Genomic DNA, 18,950 nt, shown 5'->3' with positions numbered 1-18,950 from the left:
ATTCTATCTTAAAAACTGCCTGTTTTAATTATACGCGAAAATTAAAGTTTTTGCAATATTTAATTATTTATCTGATCCAGCTTAAATTCCTTATGTAAAACATTTAAAGCCCTATCTGCTTCTTCTTTTTTTATCAAACAGGAAATTTTAATCTCAGAGGTTGTAATCATTTCAATATTAATATTATTTTCGCCAAATGAGCTGAACATTCTGGCCGCTATCCCCGGAGTTGACTGCATCCCTGCTCCAACTATAGAAATTTTTGCAACATCTCGATCAATTGTATAGTTATCAAATTTAAGTTTTTCCTTTATTTTTTCCAGGACGTTAACTGCCAATTTTTCCTGTTCCTGATTAATAGTAAAGGTAATATCATTCAGTTCATCCCGCTGCAGGTTCTGAATAATCATATCAACATTAACTCCTGCATCAGCTAGAGCCTTAAACATTTTACCTGCTATCCCTGGCTCATCCGGTACTCTCTCAACTGTAATTTTTATTTCTCCTAAATCACTCGCTGCTCCAACTACATTTTTTTTACCTTCCATGCTCTCATCTCCTCTAACAATTGTCCCCATGGTTTTATTAAAACTTGAGGCAATATATAAGTCTAAATTATAATTATTTGCCAGCTCAACTGCTCTTGGATGAAGGACATTAGCACCCAAATTTGCAAGTTCCAGCATTTCTTCATATGAAATCGAGTCCAGCTTACTGGCATTTTCTACTATTCTGGGGTCAGCAGTATAAACTCCATCAACATCAGAATAAATTTCACAGCGGTCAGCATTCATAGCTGCTGCCACAGCTACAGTTGTAGTATCAGAACCTCCTCGACCCAGGGTTGTAAAATCTTGATTATCATTTACCCCCTGAAAACCAGCAACAATTACAATCTTATTTTCTGCTAGTTCTTTTCTCAAACGAGTGGTATCTACATCTGTAATCATAGCCTGATTATGTTTTTCATTAGTTTTAATTTTCATCTGACTGCCGGTTAAAGAGATTGCCGGGTAACCAAGAGAATGAATTGCCATAGTTAATAGGGCAATTGAAACCTGCTCCCCGGTTGTTAAAAGCATATCTACTTCTCTTGGATCAGGATCATCAGTGATATCTCCCATTAGATCTATTAAATGGTCAGTAGTATCTCCCATTGCTGAAACCACTACTACCATTTGATTGCCTTCCTCATACCCCTCAATTACTCTTCTGGCAACATTTTTAATTAATTCAGGATTTGCTACTGAACTTCCTCCATATTTTTGTACAATTAATGACAACTGTTTCACCTTCCTATTGTTAATGATAAAATTATTATTCTGTTTTAACTGCTATTACATTATTAACAGTTAGAACTCCTTCTAGATTCTCAACTTCTTTTAGTAATTCTTCTAAATCTTTTTCTTTAATTTTCTTAGTAATGATTATTACAGGCAGCAGTGGAGTTTCAGTCAAATTATCATGTAAAATTAAATCTGCCAGATTTTTTTCTGAAAAGATATCTTTGATTTTTTCAATTATCTGTTTATCTTTTTCAAGCTGCAATCTGACATAAAAGTTGTTTGCCTGCTGCTGATAAAGGTCATTTAGTTTAATTTTATTTGCTCTTAAGGCTTCCAAATCAAAATCAATATCGCTTTGAGAGCTGATTATTTCGGCAGCACTTATTAAGTCCTGGCTGAGTAGATTGGAAGCAGCTGACTCATTATTTTCGGCTTTAATAAAGATTCTGGAATTATATTTTGAAAACAACTCTATTCCATTACTGTTATCATTTAAAGAAGAGAAAAAAGAGTTCTTAGGAACTAAATTTGGTCTAACTCCAAAATATATTTTCTGATCCTGTTTCTTAATAGTAGAAATTAATTTTATTTTATAACCAAGCTCTGCTGCATAGATCAGGTCATAACTTGTAATTCCTTTTATCCCTTTGGCTTGAACCTGAGAAGGATCAAGAGCTGTGTTGTAAATCAAATCTACCAGCAAAATACTTTTATTTAAACTATCCCTACCGCTTAAATCAAATTCAGGATTTTCTTCAGTATAGCTCAATTCCTTTGCCTGTTCAACTGTTTCTTTCATGCTTACAGTATTTTTTTCCATCTCAGCTAAAATGAAATTGGTAGTTGCATTTAAAACCCCATTGATTTCCTTAACTTCATCCAGAGCATAGAAATTATTGAGCAGAGTTTTTAAAGGTAAGGGAGAAAATACTGCAGAAAAAAACACCCTGGTTCTAAACTTCTTCTCAGCCTCTTTGATCAACAGATAGTTTTCTGCCAGAACCTTATGGTTACTTGTAATTACCTGTTTTTTATTTTCTAATGCCTGAAGCAGATAATCCGCAGTTTCAAACTTACGGCTTAATTCTATGATTATATCAACTTCTTTATTTTTTACCAGCTGCTGATAATTATCAGTAACTTTTAAGTCGACATCTCGGGCTGCAAAAAAAGCTTTGACTTCATTTTCTGGAGAATCATTAAAAATATATGTAATTTCAAACTTCTGAGCAGCCTTTTTTTCTATTTTATTTTTATTTTCTATGAAAAAATCAAAAAAACCCTCTAAAGAGTCTGTATGATTGGCGATCAGGGCCAGTTTAAGCATTCTGAGATATCTCCTCTTTTAAATACTGATATAAACTCTGATTACAGGCCTTTACTATAAAAATATCTGTTCTGATAGAATTAGACTCAAATACCTTTTTCATGTTTTCGGCAATCTCAGTAGAATTCTGCCGGGCACAGGCTAAAATTGTTGGTCCAGCACCACTCAGCGCCGCTCCATAAGCACCACTACTGTAGGCTGCTTCGAGTACCTGGTCAAAGCCTTTAATTAGTTTTTTTCTGTATGGCTGATGCAGCTGATCCTCCATCGCAGTTTTTAAAAGCTTATAATCTCTGTTAATGAAGGCCGCTGTCAGCAGACCAACTCGACTGAGGTTATTAATTGCACTTGGATAATCTATTTCTGCTGGTAAAACCTGCCTCAAATTTTCAGTTTTCAGCTCAAAGTCCGGTACTACCAGAATAAAATCAAGTTCCTGCTCCACATCTATTTTATAATAATCATAGTTATTATTGCAATAAAAATTTACTGTTAGCCCTCCAACCAGAGCTGGAACAACATTATCTGGATGTTTTTCTAACTCAACAGCCAGCTGGATAAAATCATTTTCACTGATTAATTTACCTGATACTACTGCTGCTGCAGCCAGGCCTCCAATAATAGCCGAAGAACTGCTGCCGAGACCCCTGGCCAGGGGAGTATGCATTTTTTCAACTATTTCAGCACCTCTTAAATCCTCAGCAATAAAGTTAAAATATTTTTTATAGGCCAGGGCTATTAGATTATCTTCAGCGGCAATTTTTATTTCTGTACTTTTATTTTGATCGATAATTTTAATTTTTAACTGCTCGTCTTCTCTTTTTTTAACCTCAAAATCATTATATAAACTTAAAGCAAGCCCCAGAGTATCATAACCAGGGCCTAAGTTTGCTGTAGTTGCCGGCACTTTTATTTTAGGCATATTAATTATCCTTTCCTAATTCTTTTTGATCCCGGTATGGCCAAAGCCGCCTTCTCCTCGCTGACTTTCACTTAAACTCTCTACTTCATTCCACTCTATTGTATTAACCTGCTGAATAATAAGCTGGGCTATTCTATCATTAAAATTGACATTAAAGTCTTCAGCTCCATGGTTAATTAAAATTACCCCAACTTCTCCGCGATAACCGGAATCAATTACTCCATCAGCATTTAAAACTGTAACCCCTTTTTTTAAAGCTAGACCACTGCGCGGATATACAAAAGCTGCATAACCTTTGGGAACAGCAATTTTCAGACCTGTTTTTATTAATTTGTATTCTCCACTTTTGATTGTTAGTTCTTCTGCTGCATGCAGATCCAGACCGGCATCTTCCCCAAAATGCTGGTATTTTGGTAATTCAATATCCTTATTGACCCTTTCTGCTTTAATTTCCATTAACATCACCCTTTATTTTGTATTGTAAACCAGTTAGAGAACTTATCTGATAGTTATCATTATAAATTAGATCTTCTATTTTGACAAATTGATAATCCTGCTTTAGAATTGGAATAATTTCGCTTAGTATTTCTACAATATTCTCCGAATTATTATGAAAAAGCAGGATATCTCCCGAGTTAATGTTATTAATAACCCGCTCAACTATGTATTCCTGGCCGGGATCCATCCAGTCATGAGAATCAAGGCTCCACTGAACAACCTGATAGCCAAGCTCTCTTGCTGTTTTGATTACAAAGTCATTATACTCACCATAAGGGGGTCTAAAAAGTTTAAGTCCAGTTTCAGAGTTTTGATACTGCTTAATTATTGCCTCAGTTTTCTGAAGTTCTTCTATTATTTCATTTTTGCTTAAGTTATTAAAATGAGAATGGCTGTAGGAATGATTATAAATCTGATGTCCAGCAGCTAAAATTTTCTGAACTAAATCCGGATTGTTCTGCAGCCAGATTCCGGCAAAGAAAAATGAAACACTAATATCTTCTTTTTTAAAAAGTTCCAGCAGAGCTTCAGTCTGATCGCTCCCCCAGGCTCCATCAACTGTGAGAGTAATTTTATGATCATCTCTATCTACCTTATAAATTGGAACCATTCTTCTGGAGCTGTAATTGCTCCTAAAGTTATTTTGAGCCAGAACAGAACTACTGGAAAATATTATTATTATTATAAAAAAATAAGCCAGCTTCTTTTTAAAAAGCTGGAAAGTTTTAAATGAGTTAGTAAACAAAAATCTTCACCCCTATTCTACAAAAACATGATCTCCTATTTTGGTAATCACTCTTCTACCTTCAAAAAAGCTAACCCTGGTAGCAGTTTTAGGGTTATAAAAATAAAGGGCTCCATTTGTTGGGTCACTTCCATTTAAAGCTTCTCTTGCTGCTCTAAAAGCAGTCTGATTTGGCCTCAAATTAATCTGTCCATCACTAACTGCCGAAAACTGTCCTGCCTGATAGATAACCTGAGCAAAATTATTGGGAAATTGAGGACTAAGAACTCGATTAATAATAACTGCAGCCACTGCAACCTGACCGATATAAGGCTCGCCTCTGGCTTCGCCATTCACTGCCCTTGCAAGCAGCTCCAATTCCTGCTTACTCACTCTTTGGTTTAAAATTTGATGATCGGTTAAATTATTAACCGGCAGAAGAATTTTTTCTCCCCGCCTCAAAATACTATTTTTTTTATTATTTAAAGCTAAAATGGTTCCAATGGTGGTGCTGAAATCTCTTGCAAGATCATAAAGTGTATCACCAGGACCAACATAGTAGTTTATAATTTCATCCTCTGGTATTTTATCAATATTCGGGACCTGATGGCCGGGGTTAATCCTGGCAGCATAATGAGTATTAATTGAAAAAGATAGTTCTTCTTTGCGAGTTTTGAAATCACTAAATAGTTTCTCATGTTTTTCCTGATTCTTATTATCCAACTTCTGAGGAATAACCAGTTCATCACCCATTTTAATATCTGCCAGATTAGAAATCTTATTTGCAGCTTTTAACTGCTCTATCTCAAGATCATAATCAGCTGCAATCTCAGAAAGTGTATCACCCTGCTGAATAACATAGATCAAACTTAAACTGGGAGCAGCATTAACAGCAGTAGAAAATATAAAGATAGCAGCTAAAATTAAAAAGTTTTTTATGAATATTTTTGTATTAGTCATATTTTAAACTCCATTATTCTCTAATTTTTTTATAATTTCCTTTTGATTGATTTCAAGCACCGGGCACCCCGACGGAATTGAGTCTAAAAACTTCTGTCCATAAGATCTACTTTTAACTCTTCGGTCAAATAGAATGATAAAACCAGAATCTTTTTTGGAACGGATTAATCTTCCAAAACCCTGCCTGAACTTAATTACCGCCTGAGGCAGAGCAAGATTATAAAAAGGGTTAAGCCCTTTTTCTTTTAAGAGATCTTCTTTTGCCTGATAAAGCGGCTCACCAGGAACTGGAAATGGAAGTTTAACCATTACCAGATATTTAAGCAGATCTCCAGGTAAATCTACTCCTTCCCAGAAGCTTGAAGTCCCAAAAATTATTGTTTTGTATTCACTGTGAAACTCCTGCATAATATAATTGCGGGATAGTTTTGACTGTGACAGTATTCTAATCCCCATCTCTTCCAGCTCTGCTTTAAGGTTGTTATAACAGTAGCTGAGCATTCGATAGGAGGTAAATAAAACCATCGTTGAACCCTGAGTTTTTGAAATAATTTCCTTGAGACTGATCACAAGTTCCTTAAGAAAAATTTTACTGCCTGGATCTGGAAAATCCACTGGAATCAAAAGTTCTGCCTGTTTTGAATAATCAAAAGGTGATTCCACCTTAAGCTCTTCAGCTTTAGATATCCCGGTTTCGCGGTAAAAATAATCAAAAGAGCCGGCAGCTGTAATTGTAGCAGAAGTAAAGATGATATTTGTTAATTTTGACCAGAGCATATCCGGCAAAAATTTTCCAGCATCAATCGGGGCTGATTTCTGTACAGTCTGTTCAGAGCCCCTATAATAGCTCGACTCCAGCCAGAAAACATAATCATCATCTTCAGCCTTTAAATTAAATTCTATGCGTTTTATTAAATCCTGACAGCGATTTAAACTGGATTTGATCTTCATTTCACTCTCATCTGTCTCTGCTTCCAGACCAAGATATAGATTTTCGTAAATGATCTGTAGAAAAGAAAAATCGTTTTTTAAATAAGCAGCCAGATCCTGGGCAGTCTGATAGAATTCCTGCCATTTAGGATTGCTTTTTAATTTATCATCAACTGTAATCTTTTTATCCTTATAATCAGAAATTAAATCCTTGAGTTCATTAAAATACTGAGGAATTAAATCTCTTATTTTTTGGGTTGTAGGAATTATTCTTTTATCTAAAATTTCCCGCAGCCTTTTTTGATCAGAATCAACAGTAAAGGCAATGTCCTCTCTAATTTCTGACAGTAACGATTTTTTGTCTCCACTCAGTCTTTTTAGCCAGTTATCCAGCAGGGGCTGGTAAAGCGGATAGCCCAGATGATCAGTTGCAATTTCGCCAATATTATGAGCCTCATCAATAATTAAATGATTAAAATTGGGTAAAATACCTCGATCAACAGAACCTGTATCCTCTTTTACTCTTGCATCAGACAATAAAAGGTGGTGATTAACAATTAAAATATCCGCCTTATATATTTTCTTTCTGGCCTGCATAAAAAAGCAGTTAGCATAAAAAGGACATGATGTTTTTAAACAAAGATCACTTTCGGCAGCAATCTGATTCCAGACCTTATTTTTCAGCTGAAAATTAATTTCGCTTTTTTCTCCACTTTCAGTCTGCTTTTTCCACTCATTTAGCTCGTTAAATATTTTCGCGTCTATCTCAAGCTCGTTGTTATCAAAATTCTTTTTAAAATTTTTAAATTTCCTCAGGCAGAGATAATTATTTCTCCCTTTAACTAAAACTGCGTTAAAATCAAAATCAAGCACCCGCTGCAGGGTAACTAAGTCTTTATTAATCAGCTGTTCCTGAAGATTAATTGTATTTGTAGAAACCACTATTCTTGCCTGATTTAAATCATTATAAAAAAGAGCAGGTATTAAATAGGCAAAAGATTTTCCAGTCCCGGTACCAGCCTCAATAAAATCAAATTGATGCTGATTAAATGAATCGATAATTTTTTCAGCTGTAAGCAGCTGTTCTTTTCTCTCAGAAAAACCTTTTAATTCACCGGCTAATTTCCCCTCTTTTTTAAAATAACTTAAAACTTCCTCTTTATCTAATTTCTTCTTTTCTTTTTTTGTTCCTGCTTCAACTACAACATAAATTTGATCTGCCTGGTTATTTATAATTGCAAAACCAACTTCTCTGGCTGCAATTTTTGCTGCCAGTCTAATATCAGCTGCAGAAGGTGTCAGGTCTCCAGAAGGATGATTATGAATAACCATTTCTCCAGCTATTAAATTATTAATAACTGCAGGTGCCGAATAACTGTTGCCTCTGGCCAGAACTTCAAAATCTTCAATGATATTTTTATTATTTAATTGAGCTCTAATAAAAATCTCATTCCCAGCTGCTGTCTCTATTTCTTTTTTTATTTCTTTGCCAACTTCTAATAACATTTCAGCACTAGCAGACAACTTTAGTCCTCCCTTAATTCTTTTAATAAAATAACATCATCATCTCTATCTTTATCAAACTGAGGTGTTTCCAGAATAAATACCTTATCCTTTAATTGAGAATGATTAATTAATCTTCTAAAAGCTTCACTACCAATTTTTCCTTCTCCAAGATGAGCATGCTCATCTTTATTTGTACAGCAGTCATATTTGGAATCATTGAGGTGAATTACTTTCAATTTATCAAGTCCAATCAGCTCATTAAAATCACTAATTAGTTCTTCTAAACCAGCTTTTTCTTTTAGATTATATCTGGCTGTAAAAGCATGACAGCTGTCAATACAAATTCCCAATCTTTCAGGATGATCGACCCGGTCAATAATTTCTTTTAGCTGATTAAAGTCTGCCCCAATACCTGTCCCGGCACCGGCAGTATTTTCTAAAAGAATCATAGTCTCTGATTTTACTTCAGCTAAAATTATATTTATGGCCTCTGCAATTCTAGCAATTCCTTTTTTCATTCCGGATCCTGTATGGCTGCCTGGATGAAAAATCAGGTATTCAGCTCCGAGTCTGTCACAGCGCTGGTATTCAGACTTAAGAGCTGAAATTGATTTTCCCCATAATTCATCTTTTGGAGATGCCAGATTGATCAGGTAAGCAGCATGGACTACAACTGGATTAATCTTATATTTTTTTCTTTCAACTCTGAATTTTTCTGCTTCTGCTGTATCAACTTCGCGCATTTTCCAGCCGCGAGGATTCTTAACAAAAATCTGCATTGAATTACAGCCGATAGCAGCAGCTCTTTTAAAAGCTTGATCAAGGCCGCCGGCTATAGAAACATGTTTACCTAAAATCATTTAAAACTCATCTCCATTAATTTTATAATTCAGCGTTATTTCAGCTTACTCTTTATCTTCCAGTTCTTTTTTTGCATCTTTTAGTGATAAATTAATTCTATCCTGCTTATCTATTTCAATAACTTTTACAGGGATTTCATCTCCTACAGATACAACATCTCCAACTTCTTTTACATGATGATCAGCTAGTTTAGAAATGTGAACTAAACCCTCTTTATTAGGCAGAATTTCTACAAAGGCACCAAAGTTCATGATTCGCTTAACCTTACCCTGATAGATTTTTCCTACTTCTACTTCTTCAGTCAGGCGCTCAATCATTTCTTTTGCTTTCTGTCCACCTTCCTGATCCTCTGTCATAATTTTAACCAGACCGTCATCTTCAATATCAATATCTGCTCCAGTTTCATCAATAATCTTATTGATCATCTTACCACCAGGACCAATAACAAATCTGATCTTTTCTGGATCAATGTTCATGGTAATGATTGCAGGAGCATTTTCGGATAATTCTGGACGAGGTTCTGGTATTACATCCAGCATTTTACCCATAATATGCATTCTACCTTTTTTAGCTTTTTCTAATGCTTCTTTTAAGACTTCAGAAGATAGACCTTTTAATTTCATATCCATCTGTAGGGCTGTAATACCATCTTTAGTTCCAGCAACTTTAAAGTCCATATCACCATGGAAATCTTCAAAACCCTGAATATCAGATAGAACAACAATCTCATCATCTTTTTTCATTAGTCCCATAGCAATACCTGCAACAGGTGCTTTAATTGGAACGCCGGCAGCCATTAAGGCTAAACTACTACCACAGATACTTGCCTGAGATGAAGAACCATTTGATTCCAATACTTCAGATACAATTCTGATTGTATAGGGGAAATCTTCTTCAGATGGAATAACAGGCAGTAATGCTTTTTCACCTAAGGTACCGTGTCCAATTTCTCTTCTTCCTGGTGAACGCATTGGAGATGTTTCACCAACACAGAAAGATGGGAAATTATAGTGGTGCATATAGCGTTTGGTCTCATTTTCACCGAGTCCAAATATAGTCTGCTCATCTCTGGCTGATCCTAAAGTTAAAACACTTAGCGCCTGAGTTTCACCTCTGGTGAAAATTCCAGAACCGTGGGCTCTTGGTACAAAATCAACTTCTGCCCAGATAGGTCTGATTTCATCATAATCTCTGCCATCAGGACGAACTCCATCATCAATGATTAGGCTCTTAACAGACTTTTTTATCATTTTTTCAAAAGCCAGTTCAAGCTGATCATTAATTTCTTCATCTTCATCAGGATTAATTGTAGTTTTAAGCTCTTCCTTCAACTCATCCAGCCTCTTATTTCTCGGCTTCTTGTCCTGAATCTGAATTGCTTCTTTCATTTTTTCTCCAAGAATTTGGTCAACCTGTTCCTGGATCTCATCGTCTACAGTTGGAGATTCAAAAGGCATCTTTTCTTTACCTGCTTCTTCTCTGATGTCTTCCTGCAGAGCGATAAACTTTTTGATCTCTTCGTGGGCAGCATCCATTGCTTCTAAGATCTTTTCTTCACTTACCTCATTAGCACTGGCTTCTACCATCATAATAGCATCTTTGCTTCCTGCTACTACGAGATCAAGATCACTGTTTTCTCTTTCCTCTTCATTTGGATTAATAACAATTTCTCCATCGACTAAACCAACTTTTACTCCTCCGATTGGCCCAGCAAAAGGAATGTCAGATAAGGTTAGAGCAACAGAAGCTCCGTTTAAAGCAAGTACTTCTGGATCATGATCGTCATCTACAGATAAAATTGTAGCAACTATCTGCACATCACGTCTGTAACCATCTGGAAATAATGGTCTGATAGAGCGGTCAATTACTCTAGCAGCTAAAGTCGCTTCATCTCTTGGTCTTCCTTCTCTTCTCATAACACTTCCAGGAATTTGGCCGATTGCATAAACTCTTTCCTCATAGTTAACCATTAGTGGAAAATAGTTCATTCCTGGTCTTGGATCATCCATAGTTGCTGTAACTAAAACCTGTGAGTCACCACAGCGGACTACTACTGACCCATTGGCCTGTTTGGCCACCTTACCGGTCTGTAAATTAAATTCGTCACCGGCAAAATCAATTGTCCATTCTTTCATATTTTTTCCTCCTTATTCAAATAAAGAGCGGGGATTGCCCCGCTCTTTTAGTATGCATTATTAACCGCGAATTCCTAATTTGGAAATAAGTTCACGATAACGCAGAACATCATTATTTTGTAAGTATCTTAATAACTTTCTTCTTTTACCAACCATCTTTAAAAGACCTCTTCGTGAATGATGATCATTCTTGTGGTCTTTTAAGTGTTCAGTTAACTCAGCAATTCTTGCAGTTAAAAGAGCAACCTGGACTTCAGTAGAGCCAGTATCACCTTCTTCTAGCTGATATTCTTTAATAATATCTTGCTTTTCTTCTTTACTTAACATAAAAAATTCACCTCCTGTGAAATTAATTCGCCACAGGCCAAGAAGACGTCGGAGAGTCGAAATCCTAGCCAGCGGTAATTTAAAACTTTCTTTATAATTTTAACATAAAAGCTCGCGTGTGTAAAGAATATCTTGCTCCATCTGCTCAATTAATTCTTCAGTATTTTTAAAATCTATTTCACTCCTGATAAAATCAATAATATCTACACACAATCTCTCACCATAAAGATTACCTTCAAAATCTAAGATATAGACTTCAAAAGAAATCTTTTGATTATTAAAAGTAGGGTTGTAACCCAGATTAGCTGCACCGATATATACCTGACCCTGATGATAAACCTTAACAGCATATACACCTTCGGGTGGCAGAGCATAATTAGTTTCCAGACTTAAATTTGCTGTTGGAAAGCCCAATTTTCTACCTCTTTTTTTTCCGTGCACTACTTCTCCACAGATTTGATATGGGCGTCCGAGCAGTTTTTTAGCTTGTTTAATCCTACCCTTTTTAAGCAGATTTCTGATTCTTGTACTGGAAATCCGATCATCACTGGCGTGGAGCTGAGAAATAATTTTTGCCTGATAACCGTGCAGCTCCCCCATCTTTTTTAGAATTTCAACATTACCTTCATTTTTATAGGCAAAGCGAAAATCATCGCCAACAACCACCGTATTTACTTTAATTTTATCGAGCAGAATATTATTAATAAATTCTTCTGCCCTCATTTTTGCAAAATGTTGAGTAAATTTCTGTTCAAAATAATAATCAACCCCCATCTCCTCCAGAACAGAAATTTTCTGCTGGCGAGAGACTATAGATGGTGGTGGTGTTTTACCCGGAATTATCTCCAGGGGATGAGGATGAAAAGATAAAACTGCAGCCGGATAATTATTCTTTTTGGCTTCTTTAATTGCCTGATTGATAATTAACTGATGACCTTTATGTAAACCATCAAATGCACCAATAGCAAGACAGGTATTGCTCTCTTCAAATTCATTATATTTATCACTTGTAATAACCTGCATATTATTTCCTCCAAAACTAAATAAAAACTTTATGTGGCTGGTAAATATGATAATTATCTTCGAGCTGATGCTGGCTGATTGCTAAAAATTTACCTGATTCAGAAAAAAGAAGAAAATATTCTCCAACAGCAAGCTCAATATCAGATTCCACAAAATTTTCTTTGATTAAATAATTTCCATTTTCAGCCCGCTGATATTCTTCATCTTTGATTGTATAGCGGGGTAGATTAAGCGGCTCATAAGACTTAAGTAAAATTTTCTCTCCCTGATTTTCAATCTCTTCGTAGCTGACAGAATCCCCAAGCTTAAAAGGACCAGACTTTGTTCTGAGCAGAAAAGTCATCACAGCATTTGTATTTAACTTATCTCCAATATCCCTCACAAGTGAGCGAATATAGGTTCCCCGGGAAACTTCAGCTTTAAAACGAATTAAAGGTAGATTAATTTCCAGCAGTTCCAGATCAAATACTTCTATCTCTCTGCTTTCTCTTTCTACCACAATTCCTCTGCGGGCAAGTTGATAGAGTCTTTTGCCCTGATAATGAAGAGCCGAATACATTGGTGGAACCTGCTGCTGTTTGCCTTTAAAGCTCATAACAGCCGCTTCCACTTTTTCCTCTGAAAGATGGTTCCACTTTAAATCTTCCCTGATAACCTCCCCTTCTAAATCAAGGGAATCAGTTCTGGAACCCAGCTTCAGTTCACAGATATATTCTTTGCGGCTGTCATCAAGAAAGGGAATTGTTTTTGTAGCCTTACCGAAACAAACTCCTAAAACCCCGGCGGCTGCGGGATCTAGAGTTCCTGTATGGCCTGCCTTTTTTTCATCCAGCAGCCAGCGCAGACTTTTAATTAAGGCAAATGAAGAAATTCCGGGTGGTTTTAAAATATTAGCAGTACCGTTAAACATATTTTTTCGCTGCCTCCACCACAGAATCGATTGTCTCTTCTAAAGTCTTTTCGATTGTTGCTCCGGCAGCCCTTGGATGACCACCGCCGTCAAATTCTGCTGCCAGTTTATTGACTTCTGCATAAAAGTTAGAACGAAGACTTACTTTTATCTCTTTTTCTTCTTCCTCAGTAAATAGGATACCAATTTCAACTTCTTCTATATCTCTAGCCAGACTGACCAGCCCTTCAGTATAGTCAGTCTCAGCTTCATGCATCATTTGTCGGCTGACATAAAGCCAGGCGATTTTTCCGTCTTCACTTCTAGTCAAGGTAGCCAGTGCCAGTCCTTTTAAAACAAGAGCCTTGTAGCTTAAACTGCCAAATATTTTCTTATTAATTTTATAAATATCGACACCAGCATCCATCAGTTCAGCCAGAATTCTTAAAACTCTGGAACTTGTATTTTCATAGCGCAGAGCTCCAGTGTCAGTTATTATTGCAGTAGCAAGGGGCTCAGCGATATTCAAAGGTAGAGCTTTTCCTATGATTTCAGCAGCAAAATTATAAATAATCTCACCAACTGCTGCCCGATCAGCTTCGACAAGATTGATTTTACCAAAAAGACTGTTATCTTCATGGTGATCAATATTTATAATATACTGGGCGGAATCTATTAATTCCTGGTCCAGATCCACTCTTTCTAAAGTGCCTGAATCCAGGGTGATTAATATAAATTCTTCTGCTGTCATCTCTACTTTTAATTTTTCTGAATCAGTATAGAAGAAATCCTCCTTAACTCCCAGAAAAGAAAAAGGAGCCAGAGTATCTCGATTCAGATAGGCTCTGGCTGTTTTCATTTCCCTTTTTAGTAATCGGGTTAAAGCAGTCACTGATCCGATACTGTCACCATCAGCCCCAACATGGCCGACGACTAGAAAATTATCATTTTCATTTATAATTTTAATTATTTCTTTAATTTCTTTCTGCATCAGAGTCAGACTCCTTTATCTCTCCTGATTCTTTAAGATCTTTAATTATTTCAGAAATATGAACTCCATTTTCAATAGAATCATCATAACGGAAAATAATCTCAGGTGTGTGGTGGATTTTAATTCTTTCACCGACAAGTTTGCGGACAAAACCCTTAGCCTGATGCAGACCTTCCAGGGTTTCTTCCTTTTCTTTATCACTTCCATAAACACTGATAAAGACTTTAGCATGTCTTAAATCACCACTAACCTCAACATCAGTCACAGAGACAAAACCAATTCTTGGGTCTTTCATTTCTCTTAAGACAATCTGACTGATTTCTTCTTTTAACAATTCTCCAACTCTTATTGCTCTTTTATTTGTCATTTTACCTCACCTCTATAAGGATCTTTTAATCTCCTTATAAGTATAGAATTCAATAATATCTCCAACTTTGATATCATTATAATTTTCGATTCCAATTCCACATTCATAACCAGACTTAACTTCTCTCACATCATTTTCGAATCTCTTGAGAGAAGAAATTGTTCCTTCGTGAATAACTACTCCATCTCTAATTAAACGAGCATCGTAGTTGCGGTTCACATGACCATCTGTAATATATGCACCAGCAATTATGCCGACATCAGGTACCTTAAAAGTGTCTCTAACTTCGGCTCTACCGGTTACTTCTTCTCTTAACTCAGGGTCAAGCAGTCCGGCCATCGCATCTTTGATATCTTCTAGAGCTTTATAAATTACTCTATAAGTTCTAATATCAACCTTTTCTTTTTCAGCTGCTTTTAAAGCATTATTATCAGGTCTTACATTAAATCCAATAATGATAGCATTGGAAGCACTGGCCAGGTTAACATCAGTTTCATTTACTCCCCCCACACCAGTGTGGATTACATTAACAGTAACTTCATCTGTACCAAGTCTCAATAGTGAAGCTTTAAGGGCCTCAATTGAACCCTGCACATCTGCCTTAATAATAATATTAAGTTCTTTAACCTCACCTTCCTGAATCTGCTTGTACAGATCATCTAAGGAAACTTTAGCATCAGATTTTAACTCAGCCTGTCTTTTTTCATCCTGACGGTCAGAAGCAACATCTCTAGCCTGTCTTTCGTCTTCTAAAACCTGAACAAAATCTCCAGCATCAGGCACTTCATTGAATCCAAGTACCTCAACTGCTGATGACGGTCCGGCTAAATCTAGAGAATCTCCGTATTCGTTAAACATTGCTCTAACACGACCGGAAGTTAAACCAGCAAGTAGTGGATCTCCTACCTTTAAAGTTCCATTCTTAACCAGCACAGTTGCTACAGGACCCCTGCCTTTATCAAGCTCGGCTTCGATAACTATACCTTCAGCCAGACGGTTAGGATTTGCCTTTAATTCTTCCATTTCTGAAACCAGGATGATCATTTCTAAAAGTTCATCTATATTCTGTTTTTGCAGTGCAGAAACATTAACACAAATTGTATTTCCACCCCAGTCTTCAGGAACAAGCCCATATTCTGTTAGCTCCTGCTTAACCCGTTCCGGCTGAGCATTTGCCTTATCAATCTTATTGATTGCTACGATGATCGGAATTCCAGCTGCCTTAGCGTGGTTAATCGCCTCTTCAGTCTGGGGCATAATTCCATCATCAGCTGCTACAACTAAAATTGCAATATCAGTAATCTGGGCTCCTCTAGCTCTCATAGCTGTAAAAGCTTCGTGACCCGGTGTATCAATAAAGGTAATTTTCTTGTTATCTACCTCAGCCTGATAGGCACCGATATGCTGAGTGATTCCACCAGCTTCACTTCCGGCCACTCTACTTTCTCTAATCACATCTAAAAGAGTAGTTTTACCGTGGTCAACATGACCCATTACGGTAACAATAGGAGGTCTAACTTCTAAGTCTTCCTCCTTATCTTCAATCTCCGGTCCAACTCTTAAAGAAGCTTTTTCTTCTTCCTCAGATTTGAACTTAATATTAACTCCAATTTCTTCAGCCAGTAATTCCAGAGTATCTTCATCTAAACTCTGATTTACACTGGCCATTACTCCCATGTTCATTAATTCGACAATTAAATTATTAGGAGCCTGACCAATCTCTTCAGCAAATTCTTTAACTGTGATTGGAGTTTCTATTTCTACTGCTTCTTCTTCAATTTTTTCTACTGTATCTTCTTCTGCTTCAGCTTCTGCCTGTTCAGCTGCTTCGGCCGCTTTTTCTGCCTCTTCTTTGCTTTTTTCAGCTTCAGCTTTAACAGCTTCCTTATGTGCTTCTTCATTTTCTTCAGCAGTATTATCACCTGCGTACATACCCTTTACAAGTTCTGCTGTTTCGTCAGTTATCGTACTCATATGACTTGATACATCAATATCAAGATCATTTAATAATTCAATTACTTCCTTACTATCCATATCCAGCTCGTGAGCCAGATTATATACTCTAATTTTTGCCATACTTGCACCTCCAAAATATTCTGCTGTTAGTTAATCATGTTTAATCTCCTCCGAAATTTTTTCATAAATTTCATCGGAAATATCTTTCCTCAGTGCCTTTTTTAAGGCTCCTTTTTCTACTGCTTTATCTAAACAATCCATATTAGGACAGAGGTAAGCACCTCGACCAGGAGTTCTTCCACCTGGATCAACTAAAATTTCTCCTTTATTATTTACCACTCTTAAAAGTTCAATCTTGTCTCTTCTGGCACCACAACCTACACATTGACGAATAGGACTTCTACTCTGCAATCTCAATCCTCCTTAAGATTTTTAGTTTATTTGATAAATTTAATCCAGTTTTTCAAGTTCTTCAGCATCATCTTCAGCTTGATTATTAGATTCAGCCTCTTCAGCTGTTTTTTCAGTCACTGTTTCAGTTTTATCCAATTCAGTATCTTTTTCTGTTTCTTCAAATTCATCTAAACTTTCTGCAAGCTCAGCAGCACTCTTTTCTATTTCTTCAATGTTTTCAGGTTCTGCTTCCACTTCAGATTCTTTTTTAATATCAACTTTCCAGCCTGTTAATTTTGCAGCAAGTCGAGCGTTCTGCCCTTCTTTTCCAATTGCCAGCGAAAGCTGAAAGTCTGGAACTACCACTTCGGCAATTTTATCAGACTTATTAATATTGACACTTACTACCTCAGCCGGATTTAAAGCATTAGCAACAAATACCTCAGGGTTATCATCCCACTTTACAATATCAATTTTTTCATTATTTAACTGATCCACAACTGCCTGAACTCTCATACCCTTTGGGCCAACACAGGCTCCAACAGGATCAACTTGACTGTCAGTACTGCTTACTGCCATTTTTGAACGCTGACCGGCTTCTCTGGCCACAGCTTTTATTTCTACAAGTCCCTGGAAAATTTCGGGAACTTCAATCTCAAAAAGTCTTTTCAAAAGCCCCGGGTGAGTTCTAGAAACCAGAATTCTTGGACCTTTATTTGTAGTACTTACTTCAACTACATAAAGCTTAATCCTTTCACCGATTTCATATCTTTCACCAGCAATCTGCTCAGAAGGTGGCAGTAAAGCTTCTGTCTTTCCCATATCAATCAGGATATTATCATTATGAAAACGCTGAATTGTACCTGTTATCAGGTCATCTTCTTTTTCTTTATACTGATCAAAAATTACATCTCTCTCTGCTTCTCTAATTCTCTGCATTACAACCTGTTTTGCTGTCTGGGCTGCAATTCTACCAAAGTTTGCAGGTGTAACCTCGATCTCAACAATGTCTCCAATATCATATTTGCTGTCTATATTTTCAGCTTCAGTTAAAGAAATCTCACTGTTTTTGTTTTCAACTTCTTCCACAACTTCTTTGCGAGAATAGACTTTAACTTCTCCAGCTTCTGCAGAAATTTCAATTCTAACATTATCTTTAGAACCAAAATCCTTTTTATAAGCAGAAACTAAAGCTGTTTCAATGGCCTCCAATAATACATCTTTAGATATACCTTTATCTTTTTCTATATCATCCAGGGCCTGAATGAATTCTACATTCATATTTTTCCCCCCTCAATTTTAAATTTCAAAAGTTAAATTAGTTCTTGCTACCAGACTGTAGTCAATCGATATTTCCTGACCATCATCTAAAATTAATGTGATTTGATCATCTGCAAATTCCTTTAAAGTTCCTATAAATTCTTTTTCACCATTAATTTTCTTGAAAGTTTTAACTGCGATTAATTCTCCCCTAAAACGTTCAAAATCCTCTTCCGTTTTAAGAGGTCTTTCCAGCCCGGGTGATGAAACCTCTAATATATAACTTTTATCGATTGGATCTTCTTCATCCAGAATTATACTCAAAGCTCTGCTGACCTTTTCACATTCTTCTATAGTTAAATCACCGTCTTTATTTTCTAGAAAAATACGTAAAATCCAATCACTACCTTCTTTTAAAAATTCAACATCAATCAGATTTAAATCTTCACTATGGGCAATAGGAAGCACAAAATCGGTTACTGTTTCAGCAACTTTTCCCAAATAAAACACCCCTCTTTCTTAAATATTTAATTTTATTTTTCTCAAAAATTACCTAAACTATAATAAAAGAGTGGGAAGACATCCCCACTCCTAA

At 36.2% G+C, this 18,950-nt stretch carries 18 protein-coding genes; all 18 read right to left on the bottom strand.

The features are described from left to right. Positions 1–59: 59 nt before the first annotated feature. The 18 genes from CI949_RS01005 to rimP all read right to left on the bottom strand — a co-directional run bounded on the left by CI949_RS01005 (position 60) and on the right by rimP (position 18,865). The gene (locus CI949_RS01005) at positions 60–1,283 is read right to left on the bottom strand and encodes an aspartate kinase (RefSeq protein ID WP_290762244.1); all 1,224 of its coding nucleotides are present in this window, start codon (positions 1,281–1,283) and stop codon (positions 60–62) included. 34 nt (positions 1,284–1,317) lie between these two features. Then, positions 1,318–2,613: a homoserine dehydrogenase gene (locus tag CI949_RS01000; RefSeq protein WP_290762241.1), complete on the bottom strand. Its 1,296-nt coding sequence runs from the start codon at positions 2,611–2,613 to the stop codon at positions 1,318–1,320. Beyond that, positions 2,606–3,535: a homoserine kinase gene (gene thrB / locus CI949_RS00995; protein WP_290762238.1), complete on the bottom strand. Its 930-nt coding sequence runs from the start codon at positions 3,533–3,535 to the stop codon at positions 2,606–2,608. The genes CI949_RS01000 and thrB overlap by 8 nt, the downstream gene beginning before the upstream one ends. 15 nt (positions 3,536–3,550) lie before the next feature. Next, positions 3,551–3,991, bottom strand: coding sequence for a dUTP diphosphatase (gene dut, locus CI949_RS00990; protein ID WP_290762234.1), 441 nt, complete (start codon positions 3,989–3,991; stop codon positions 3,551–3,553). After that, complete coding sequence (locus tag CI949_RS00985) at positions 3,981–4,778, bottom strand: polysaccharide deacetylase family protein (RefSeq protein ID WP_290762231.1); 798 nt, start codon at positions 4,776–4,778, stop codon at positions 3,981–3,983. The genes dut and CI949_RS00985 overlap by 11 nt, the downstream gene beginning before the upstream one ends. 12 nt (positions 4,779–4,790) lie before the next feature. Further along, positions 4,791–5,717, bottom strand: coding sequence for a cell wall hydrolase (locus tag CI949_RS00980; protein WP_290762229.1), 927 nt, complete (start codon positions 5,715–5,717; stop codon positions 4,791–4,793). Positions 5,718–5,720: 3 nt separating this feature from the next. Then, positions 5,721–8,171 carry a helicase C-terminal domain-containing protein gene (locus CI949_RS00975; RefSeq protein WP_290762227.1) on the bottom strand — a complete coding sequence of 817 codons (2,451 nt, stop codon included), beginning with the start codon at positions 8,169–8,171 and terminating at the stop codon, positions 5,721–5,723. A gap of 2 nt (positions 8,172–8,173) precedes the next feature. Continuing rightward, entirely contained in the window at positions 8,174–9,013 is an 840-nt protein-coding gene (locus CI949_RS00970; protein WP_290762224.1) for a deoxyribonuclease IV, read from the bottom strand. A gap of 45 nt (positions 9,014–9,058) precedes the next feature. Continuing rightward, positions 9,059–11,149: a polyribonucleotide nucleotidyltransferase gene (locus CI949_RS00965; RefSeq protein WP_290762221.1), complete on the bottom strand. Its 2,091-nt coding sequence runs from the start codon at positions 11,147–11,149 to the stop codon at positions 9,059–9,061. A 60-nt stretch (positions 11,150–11,209) separates the two neighbouring features. Further along, complete coding sequence (gene rpsO / locus CI949_RS00960) at positions 11,210–11,476, bottom strand: 30S ribosomal protein S15 (RefSeq protein ID WP_108138326.1); 267 nt, start codon at positions 11,474–11,476, stop codon at positions 11,210–11,212. Positions 11,477–11,575: 99 nt separating this feature from the next. Further along, entirely contained in the window at positions 11,576–12,499 is a 924-nt protein-coding gene (locus tag CI949_RS00955) for a bifunctional riboflavin kinase/FAD synthetase (protein ID WP_290762214.1), read from the bottom strand. A 16-nt stretch (positions 12,500–12,515) separates the two neighbouring features. Further along, positions 12,516–13,409, bottom strand: coding sequence for a tRNA pseudouridine(55) synthase TruB (gene truB, locus CI949_RS00950; protein ID WP_290762211.1), 894 nt, complete (start codon positions 13,407–13,409; stop codon positions 12,516–12,518). Then, positions 13,402–14,379 (bottom strand): bifunctional oligoribonuclease/PAP phosphatase NrnA, encoded by a 978-nt coding sequence (locus CI949_RS00945; RefSeq protein ID WP_290762208.1) that lies wholly within the window; start codon positions 14,377–14,379, stop codon positions 13,402–13,404. The genes truB and CI949_RS00945 overlap by 8 nt, the downstream gene beginning before the upstream one ends. Continuing rightward, the gene (gene rbfA, locus CI949_RS00940; RefSeq protein ID WP_290762204.1) at positions 14,363–14,746 is read right to left on the bottom strand and encodes a 30S ribosome-binding factor RbfA; all 384 of its coding nucleotides are present in this window, start codon (positions 14,744–14,746) and stop codon (positions 14,363–14,365) included. Before rbfA ends, CI949_RS00945 begins: the two co-directional genes overlap by 17 nt. Before the next feature lie 12 nt (positions 14,747–14,758). Continuing rightward, entirely contained in the window at positions 14,759–16,822 is a 2,064-nt protein-coding gene (gene infB / locus CI949_RS00935) for a translation initiation factor IF-2 (protein ID WP_290762201.1), read from the bottom strand. Positions 16,823–16,852: 30 nt separating this feature from the next. Then, the gene (locus CI949_RS00930; protein ID WP_076543536.1) at positions 16,853–17,113 is read right to left on the bottom strand and encodes an RNase P modulator RnpM; all 261 of its coding nucleotides are present in this window, start codon (positions 17,111–17,113) and stop codon (positions 16,853–16,855) included. A 39-nt stretch (positions 17,114–17,152) separates the two neighbouring features. Next, a complete protein-coding gene (gene nusA, locus CI949_RS00925; protein ID WP_290762193.1) occupies positions 17,153–18,376 on the bottom strand; it encodes a transcription termination factor NusA in 1,224 nt (407 codons plus the stop codon). 18 nt (positions 18,377–18,394) lie between these two features. Then, complete coding sequence (rimP, locus tag CI949_RS00920; protein ID WP_290762191.1) at positions 18,395–18,865, bottom strand: ribosome maturation factor RimP; 471 nt, start codon at positions 18,863–18,865, stop codon at positions 18,395–18,397. Positions 18,866–18,950 lie beyond the last annotated feature (85 nt).

The organism is Halanaerobium sp. (assembly GCF_003070835.1).
The sequence above is the reverse complement of the archived record's forward strand: the minus strand, read 5'-3'. Positions and strand labels throughout refer to the sequence as shown.